Here is a 7,233-nt window from a genome sequence, read left to right as displayed (position 1 = left end):
GCTGGACCGTATTGATGCGCAGACCCCGGTACCGGTAGGCCTGGAGCCGCTCACCGTGGAAGTGGTGGCGCTGGACTGGAAGTGGCTGTTTATCTACCCGGAGCAGGGGATCGCCACCGTCAATGAGCTGGCGGCGCCGGTGAATCACCCGATTCGCTTCAAGATCACCGCTTCTACCATGATGAATTCCTTCTTCATTCCGGCCATGGCCGGGCAGATCTATGCCATGGCGGGTATGGAAACCAAGCTGCATGGGGTGATCAACGAGCCGGGTGTCTACAAGGGCTTTTCTGCCAACTACAGTGGCGCCGGTTACTCGCAGATGAAATTCGACTTCCACGGACTTAGCGAAGAAGACTTCGCCAGCTGGGTTGAGGAAGTGAAGGCCAGCGACGGGAACCTGAGCCGTGATGAATACCTGCAACTGGCAGAGCCGAGCATTGATGACCCGGTGAGCTATTACGGCCAGGTAGACCCGACGCTTTACTACGGCATTTTCAATCGCTGCGTGGAACCGGGCCAAGTCTGTATGGAAGACATGATGTACCACGGCGGCATGGACAAGCACGCCGGTCATCACGGCGATGCCAAGGCTGAGCATGCCGATCATCAAGATCATGCCGGCCATCAGTCTCATGGAGGCCACCATGAATAATCCTCTCCTGATCGCAAACGCAGTAGGTGCCGCCCATGTTTGATAACCTGGACCTGACCAAGCTGATCTTTGGTCGCCTTACCTGGGACGCGATTCCCTTCCATGATCCGATCATCCTCGGCACCTTTGCCGTGGTGGCGCTGGGTGGCATTGCGCTGCTCGCCGCCCTGACACGCTACAAGCTGTGGGGTTACCTGTGGAACGAGTGGTTCACCACCATCGACCACAAGAAAATCGGCATCATGTACATCATTCTTGGCCTGGTGATGCTGCTGCGTGGCTTCGCCGATGCCATCATGATGCGCCTGCATCAGGCCATGGCCTTTGGCGACGCCACCGGCTACCTACCGCCGCATCACTACGACCAGATCTTCACCGCCCATGGCGTGATCATGATCTTCTTCGTGGCCATGCCGCTGGTGACGGGGATCATGAACTACCTGATTCCGTTGCAGATCGGTACCCGCGATGTGGCCTTCCCGTTCCTGAACAATTTCAGTTTCTGGATGACCACCGGCGGTGCCGTGTTGATGATGGTCTCCCTGTTTATTGGTGAGTTCGCCAAGACCGGCTGGCTGGCCTACCCGCCTTTATCGGGGATATTGCAAAGTCCCGGTGTCGGGGTGGATTACTACATCTGGGCGTTGCAGATCGCCGGGGTGGGGACGCTGTTGTCGGGGGTTAACCTGTTGGTGACCATCGTCAAGATGCGCGCACCGGGCATGAGCCTGATGAAGATGCCGGTGTTCACCTGGACCTCTCTGTGCACCAACATTCTCATTGTGGCGGCATTCCCGGTACTGACGGCGGTGCTGGCCATGCTGTCCATGGACCGTTACCTGGATACGGCTTTCTTCACCAACGATCTGGGCGGTAACGCCATGATGTACGTGAACCTGATCTGGATCTGGGGCCACCCCGAGGTGTACATCCTGATCCTGCCGGTGTTCGGTATCTTCTCCGAGATCGTGGCCACCTATAGCCGCAAGCCGCTGTTTGGCTACACCTCTATGGTTTACGCCACCGTGGTGATTACCGTGTTGTCCTACTTGGTATGGCTGCACCATTTCTTCACCATGGGATCGGGGGCCAGCGTGAACTCGTTCTTCGGGATCACCACCATGATTATCTCGATCCCCACGGGGGCGAAGATCTTCAACTGGCTGTTTACCATGTTCCGGGGCCGCATCAAGTTCGATGTGCCCATGCTGTGGACCATGGGCTTCATGGTCACCTTCGTGATCGGTGGTATGACCGGTGTGTTGCTGGCGGTGCCGCCGGTGGACTTCGTGCTGCATAACAGCCTGTTCCTGATTGCGCATTTCCATAACGTGATCATCGGCGGCGTGCTGTTCGGTCTGTTCGCCGGTATTACCTACTGGTTCCCGAAGGCCACCGGTTACAAGCTGGATGAGTTCTGGGGCAAGATGTCCTTCTGGTTCTGGCTGATCGGTTTCTACTTCGCGTTCATGCCTCTGTACGTGCTGGGCCTAATGGGCGTGACCCGTCGCGTCAGCCACTTCGAGGATCAGTCCCTGCAAATCTGGTTCCAGATTGCTGCCTTCGGTGCGGTACTGATTGCGGTGGGCATTGCTGCCTTCATCATTCAGCTGGTGGTGAGCTTCATGCGCCGCGAGTCCTTGAAGGATGAAACCGGTGATCCGTGGGATGGCCGTACCCTGGAGTGGTCCACATCCTCTCCGCCGCCGCCGTACAACTTTGCCTTCACGCCACGCGTTCACGAGCTGGATGCCTGGTGGCAGATGAAGCGGCACGGTTTCCAGCGCCCTGAATCCGGCTTTATCCCGATTCACATGCCCAAGGGTACCTGGGCGGGCATCGTGCTCTCCGGTATCAGTGTGGTGATTGGTTTTGCTCTGATCTGGCACATGTGGTTGCTGGCGGGTGTGTCCTTTGTGGCGCTGATCGGCACAGCTATCTATCACACCTTCAATTACGACCGTGATTACTACATTCCGGCGGAAGAAGTAGAACGGATTGAAGCAGAACGTACACGGGAGCTTGCCAATGTCTGAAAATACCATGACTGCTGACGCGAACAGCACGCAGGACGGCCAGCTGGAGTTTCTGGTGAAGGGGGATCATCACCCCCAGAACGGGACCCTGCTGGGTTTCTGGATTTACCTGATGAGCGACTGTCTGATCTTCGCTTGTCTGTTTGCCACTTACGGGGTGCTTGGCCGCAGTTATGCGGGCGGGCCCACCGGCATGGAATTGTTCGATCTGAGCTTGATCGCTATCAACACCTCGTTGCTGTTGGTGTCGTCCATCACCTATGGCTTCGCCATGCTGCAGATGCAGGCCAACAAGGTGAAAGGGACCATGTTCTGGCTGGCCGTTACCGGCTTGCTTGGGCTGGGCTTTTTGAGCCTGGAACTGTATGAATTCCATCATTTGATTCATGTGGGCGCGGGCCCGCAGACCAGTGGCTTCTGGACGGCCTTCTTCGCTCTGGTGGGTACCCACGGTCTGCACGTGTTCTTCGGTATCGTGTGGCTGGTGACCTTGTTGTTCCAGTTGAAAAAGCACGGCCTGATCCCGGAAAACAAGCGCCGGGTATTCTGCCTGTCCATGTTCTGGCACTTCCTGGACGTGGTTTGGGTTGGCGTGTTCACTTACGTTTATCTGATGGGAGTGCTGCCATGAGCGAGCATACACACGATCATGATCATCACGATGCGGAGATTCCCCACGTTTCCCTGAAGGAATACCTGACGGGTTTCGTGCTGGCGGTGATCCTGACGGTGATTCCGTTCTGGTTGGTGATGGGCGATGTATTCGAAAGCTCTACCACCACGGTGATGGTGATCCTGGGCTTTGCGCTGGTACAGATTGTGGTGCACATGGTGTTCTTCCTGCACATGAACTTCCATTCGGAAGGGGGCTGGAACATGCTGGCGCTGATTTTCACGCTGATTCTGGTATTCATCACACTCGCGGGTTCCCTGTGGGTGATGCATAACCTGAACGTGAACATGATGCCGGGGATGATGGAGGGGGCGTCTCTGCATGCCCCCTTGCATGCTCAGTCATGCTGACCCGAGGGCGCGGCCTGAAGCGCGCATCTGCTGCGCCTTGTCTCTAGGAAAGGGGACCACCCTGACCGTCGAGACAAGACACAACAGCTGCACACTTCCGACCACGCTGAGCAAGCAAGGGGCATGCAGAAACGCCCCGGTCGCAACACATAGCACACACTCATGCGTAGGGCAGAGATCGGCGTTGCCGGTCTCCGCCTTTCCCTCCCCGCCACGTTTGAAGAGGCATGACCATGGCTCGTCGGCGTATTTTCACTTTCCTGTTTCTGCTGTTGACCGCAGTCGCTTTCGTCGGTTTTGTGGCGTTGGGTGTCTGGCAGGTGAAGCGGCTGGCCTGGAAAGAAGATTTGATTGCGCGGGTGGATGCCCGGGTGCATGCCGAAGCGGTGATCGCTCCGTCGCAACCTGGCTGGCCCTCTGTCAGTGAAGACACCCATGAGTATCTCCATGTCAGTGTGAGCGGCCAGTATCGGCCCGGGGCCGTTGCGCTGGTTTCTGCGGCGACGCAAGCGGGGCAGGGCTATTGGGTGATGGCGCCGTTGCAACGGGCCGACGGCAGCTGGGTCTATGTGAACCAGGGGTTTGTGCCCCAGGAGAAACGGGGTGCGGCCCAGTCGGGCGAATATACGCCGGCAGAGCCAGTCACCGTCACCGGGCTGCTGCGCCTGAGCCATCCCGGTGGCGGTGTGTTCCGGGACAATGTGCCAGCGGAAAACCGCTGGTATTCCCGTGATGTGCAAGCCATGGCCGAGCGTCAGGGGCTGTCGCCGGTGGCGCCGTATTTCGTGGATGTGCAGGCCACAGTCAGTGAACTGCCGGTGGGCGGGCTTACCGTCATCCAGTTCCGCAATAACCACCTCGTCTATGCCATCACCTGGTTCGCCCTTGCCTTTGGCATGCTGTTGGCGGCCTGGCTGGTACTGCGGGATTCACGCCGAACGCGTTAGTGTAGGTCGCCGCTGATTGTGTGACTTATGTCGAGTGCATTTTTTCACCAATCAAGGCGCTTTTCTGCAGGCATAGTGGGTCTACGTCAAAGAAAAGCAACACTGAGTGGCGGAAAAAGGCGCCGTCATAAGTTGCATTATTAGTGGCGACCTACACTAAACTGGGGTTATGGAAACCATGTCGTCGTCCTCACCCTCCAAGGGCTCCTTGTCTGGGTCGCTGTTTTCTGCGCTGCGCCGCAGCAGCGATGACCTGACTGGCCGCAAGAACCTGCAGCTACTGATTCAGCTGCGCTGGATTGCCATGTTCGGCCAGTTCGCCACCATTCTGGTGGTCAACTACGGTTTTGGTATCAAGCTGCCTGTGTCACAAATGCTGGTGGTGTTGTTTGGCCTGCTGTTGCTCAACGCAGTCAGCGTGCTGCGCCTGAGACTGCCGAAGCCGATTGGTAATACCGAGCTGTTCCTGTCCCTGCTGATCGATGTGGCCACACTCACCATGCTGTTGGCGCTCAGTGGCGGTGCCTCCAATCCGTTCGTGTTCCTGTATCTGTTGCAGGTGATTCTGGGGGCGGTGTTGCTGGAGGTCTGGTCTACCTGGGTCATTCTGATTACCACCACCCTGTGTTTTGGTTGGCTGGCCTGGTACGGCCATCCGCTACCCATGCCACTGGATCACTCCGAGGGGCTGTTCAGTCTCTACATCGAAGGGATGATGATCTGCTTTGTGCTCAATGGTGGTTTGCTGGTGATCTTTATCAATCGCATTACCCGCAACCGCCGGCAACGCGATGAACACCTGGCGGAGTTGCGCCAGCGGGCGGCGGAAGAAGAGCACATTGTGCGCATGGGGCTGCTGGCCTCCGGCGCAGCCCATGAGCTGGGTACGCCGCTGGCGACCCTGTCGGTGATTCTGGGTGACTGGAAACATATGGAACCGTTCAAGAGTGACGGGGACATGGCCCAGGAAATTGCCGAAATGCAGACACAGGTATTGCGTTGCAAGTCCATTGTCAGCGGTATTCTGTTATCGGCGGGCGAGGCTCGCGGGGAATCGTCGGAGGAAACCTCGGTACGCGAGTTCCTCGATGATCTGGTCGACGAGTGGCGTGAAACCCGGCCGGTGAAGGGCTTTGTCTATAGCAATGATTTTGGTGAGGATCTGAGCATCGTGTCGGACTCTGCACTCAGGCAGAGTATTCACAACGTATTGGATAATGCCCTGGAGGCCTCACCTAATTGGGTGAGCCTGGATGTGCACCGCGAAGAAGAAACCTTGTTGGTGTCCGTGACAGATCGAGGGCCGGGTTTTCCGCAGTCGATGCTCGATAATCTGGGACGGCCTTATCAGTCCAGCAAGGGGCGGCCGGGCAGCGGTCTTGGATTGTTTCTGGTGATGAATGTACTGCGTACATTAGGTGGCAACCTGAGGGCGAGTAACTCGCCAGAGGGGGGCGCCCTGGTGACCCTGTCTCTGCCGCTGTCCGTGGTCGCGCTGGAGCAGGAAAAAGGAGGAGCCAACGGTGTCTGATGAACAGCAGTCTGAAAGGCTGCTACTGATTGTCGAAGATGATGAAGCCTTTGCCCGTACCCTGACCCGTTCGTTTGAACGGCGTGGTTATCGGGTGATTCATGCGGATAGTCTGGAATCGATGCAGGTTCTGCTGGAAAGCCATGAGCCCGGTTTTGCCGTGGTCGATCTGAAGCTCAAGGGGGATTCGTCCGGGCTGGCCTGTGTGCAGACCCTGCATGAGCACGATGAAGACATGCTGATCGTGGTGCTGACCGGTTACGCCAGCATTGCCACTGCCGTGGAAGCGGTGAAGTTGGGGGCGTGTCATTACCTGGCCAAACCATCCAACACCGATGACATAGAAGATGCCTTCAACCGCGCGGAAGGTAATACTGACGTGTCTCTTACCGCGCGCGCCACCGATTTGAAAACCCTGGAGTGGGAACGCATCCACGAAACCCTGGCAGAAACCGGGTTTAATATCTCCGAAACCGCCCGGCGCCTGGGGATGCACCGCCGCACCCTGGCCCGCAAGCTGGAAAAGCAGCGGGTGAAGTAGCCCTTCCCGTAGGAGCGTCGCTGGCGGCGCGATCCCATAAGGTCGTTAGCGCGCCGCCAGCGACGCTCCTACAAGAACAGGGTGGTCTGTCGAAAAGCGGCTATGACATTCGACTAGTCAGGGAAAGCTAATTTCATTCTAAGGAGAGATGCCATGTCCAAGATTCGTCTGAACCCCTATCTGAATTTTCCGGGCACCTGCCGTGAGGCGTTCGCGTTCTACGCCGACTGCCTGGGCGCGGATATCGTATTCCAGCTGACCATGGGCGAGTCGCCCATGGCGGACGAGGTGCCAAAGGAATCCCATCACCATATCTGTCATGTTTGTCTGCAGGGTGATGGGATTGTGCTGATGGGGTCTGATTGCCCGCCAGAGTATTTTGAAAAAGCCCAGGGGACCACGCTGAGTGTGCAGGCTGATAGTGTGAAAGAGGCGGAAACCCTGTTTGCGGCGCTGGCGGAAGGGGGCGAAATTAAAATGCCCATGGAAGAAACGCCCTG

At 57.4% G+C, this 7,233-nt stretch carries 8 protein-coding genes; all 8 read left to right on the top strand.

What is annotated here, in order from left to right:
- Positions 1-655: COX aromatic rich motif-containing protein (locus A3730_RS03910; protein ID WP_197477271.1), on the top strand; the 655-nt coding region annotated here is incomplete at its 5' end.
- Positions 656-690: 35 nt separating this feature from the next.
- Positions 691-2,691, top strand: coding sequence for a cytochrome o ubiquinol oxidase subunit I (cyoB, locus tag A3730_RS03905; protein ID WP_063521340.1), 2,001 nt, complete (start codon positions 691-693; stop codon positions 2,689-2,691).
- Positions 2,684-3,322, top strand: coding sequence for a cytochrome o ubiquinol oxidase subunit III (gene cyoC / locus A3730_RS03900; RefSeq protein WP_063537516.1), 639 nt, complete (start codon positions 2,684-2,686; stop codon positions 3,320-3,322). Before cyoB ends, cyoC begins: the two co-directional genes overlap by 8 nt.
- Entirely contained in the window at positions 3,319-3,714 is a 396-nt protein-coding gene (gene cyoD, locus A3730_RS03895; protein ID WP_063521452.1) for a cytochrome o ubiquinol oxidase subunit IV, read from the top strand. The genes cyoC and cyoD overlap by 4 nt, the downstream gene beginning before the upstream one ends.
- 233 nt (positions 3,715-3,947) lie before the next feature.
- Entirely contained in the window at positions 3,948-4,661 is a 714-nt protein-coding gene (locus A3730_RS03890) for an SURF1 family protein (RefSeq protein WP_231880754.1), read from the top strand.
- A gap of 178 nt (positions 4,662-4,839) precedes the next feature.
- Positions 4,840-6,192, top strand: a complete 1,353-nt coding sequence (locus A3730_RS03885; protein WP_231883837.1) for an ATP-binding protein — start codon at positions 4,840-4,842, stop codon at positions 6,190-6,192.
- Complete coding sequence (locus A3730_RS03880) at positions 6,185-6,733, top strand: response regulator transcription factor (protein ID WP_063519875.1); 549 nt, start codon at positions 6,185-6,187, stop codon at positions 6,731-6,733. Before A3730_RS03885 ends, A3730_RS03880 begins: the two co-directional genes overlap by 8 nt.
- A 153-nt stretch (positions 6,734-6,886) precedes the next feature.
- Positions 6,887-7,233: VOC family protein (locus A3730_RS03875; protein WP_063537512.1), on the top strand; the 347-nt coding region annotated here is incomplete at its 3' end.

It is taken from the genome of Alcanivorax sp. HI0044, from assembly GCF_001634945.1.
This window is presented reverse-complemented; position numbering and strand designations above follow the sequence as displayed.

What these genes read in the sequence shown, in the direction of transcription:
- A3730_RS03890 (WP_231880754.1), top strand. Translation starts at nt 3,948, where the DNA reads ATGGCTCGTCGGCGTATTTTCACTTTCCTGTTTCTGCTGTTGACCGCA.
- cyoB (WP_063521340.1), top strand. Translation starts at nt 691, where the DNA reads ATGTTTGATAACCTGGACCTGACCAAGCTGATCTTTGGTCGCCTTACC.
- cyoD (WP_063521452.1), top strand. Translation starts at nt 3,319, where the DNA reads ATGAGCGAGCATACACACGATCATGATCATCACGATGCGGAGATTCCC.
- cyoC (WP_063537516.1), top strand. Translation starts at nt 2,684, where the DNA reads ATGTCTGAAAATACCATGACTGCTGACGCGAACAGCACGCAGGACGGC.
- A3730_RS03885 (WP_231883837.1), top strand. Translation starts at nt 4,840, where the DNA reads ATGTCGTCGTCCTCACCCTCCAAGGGCTCCTTGTCTGGGTCGCTGTTT.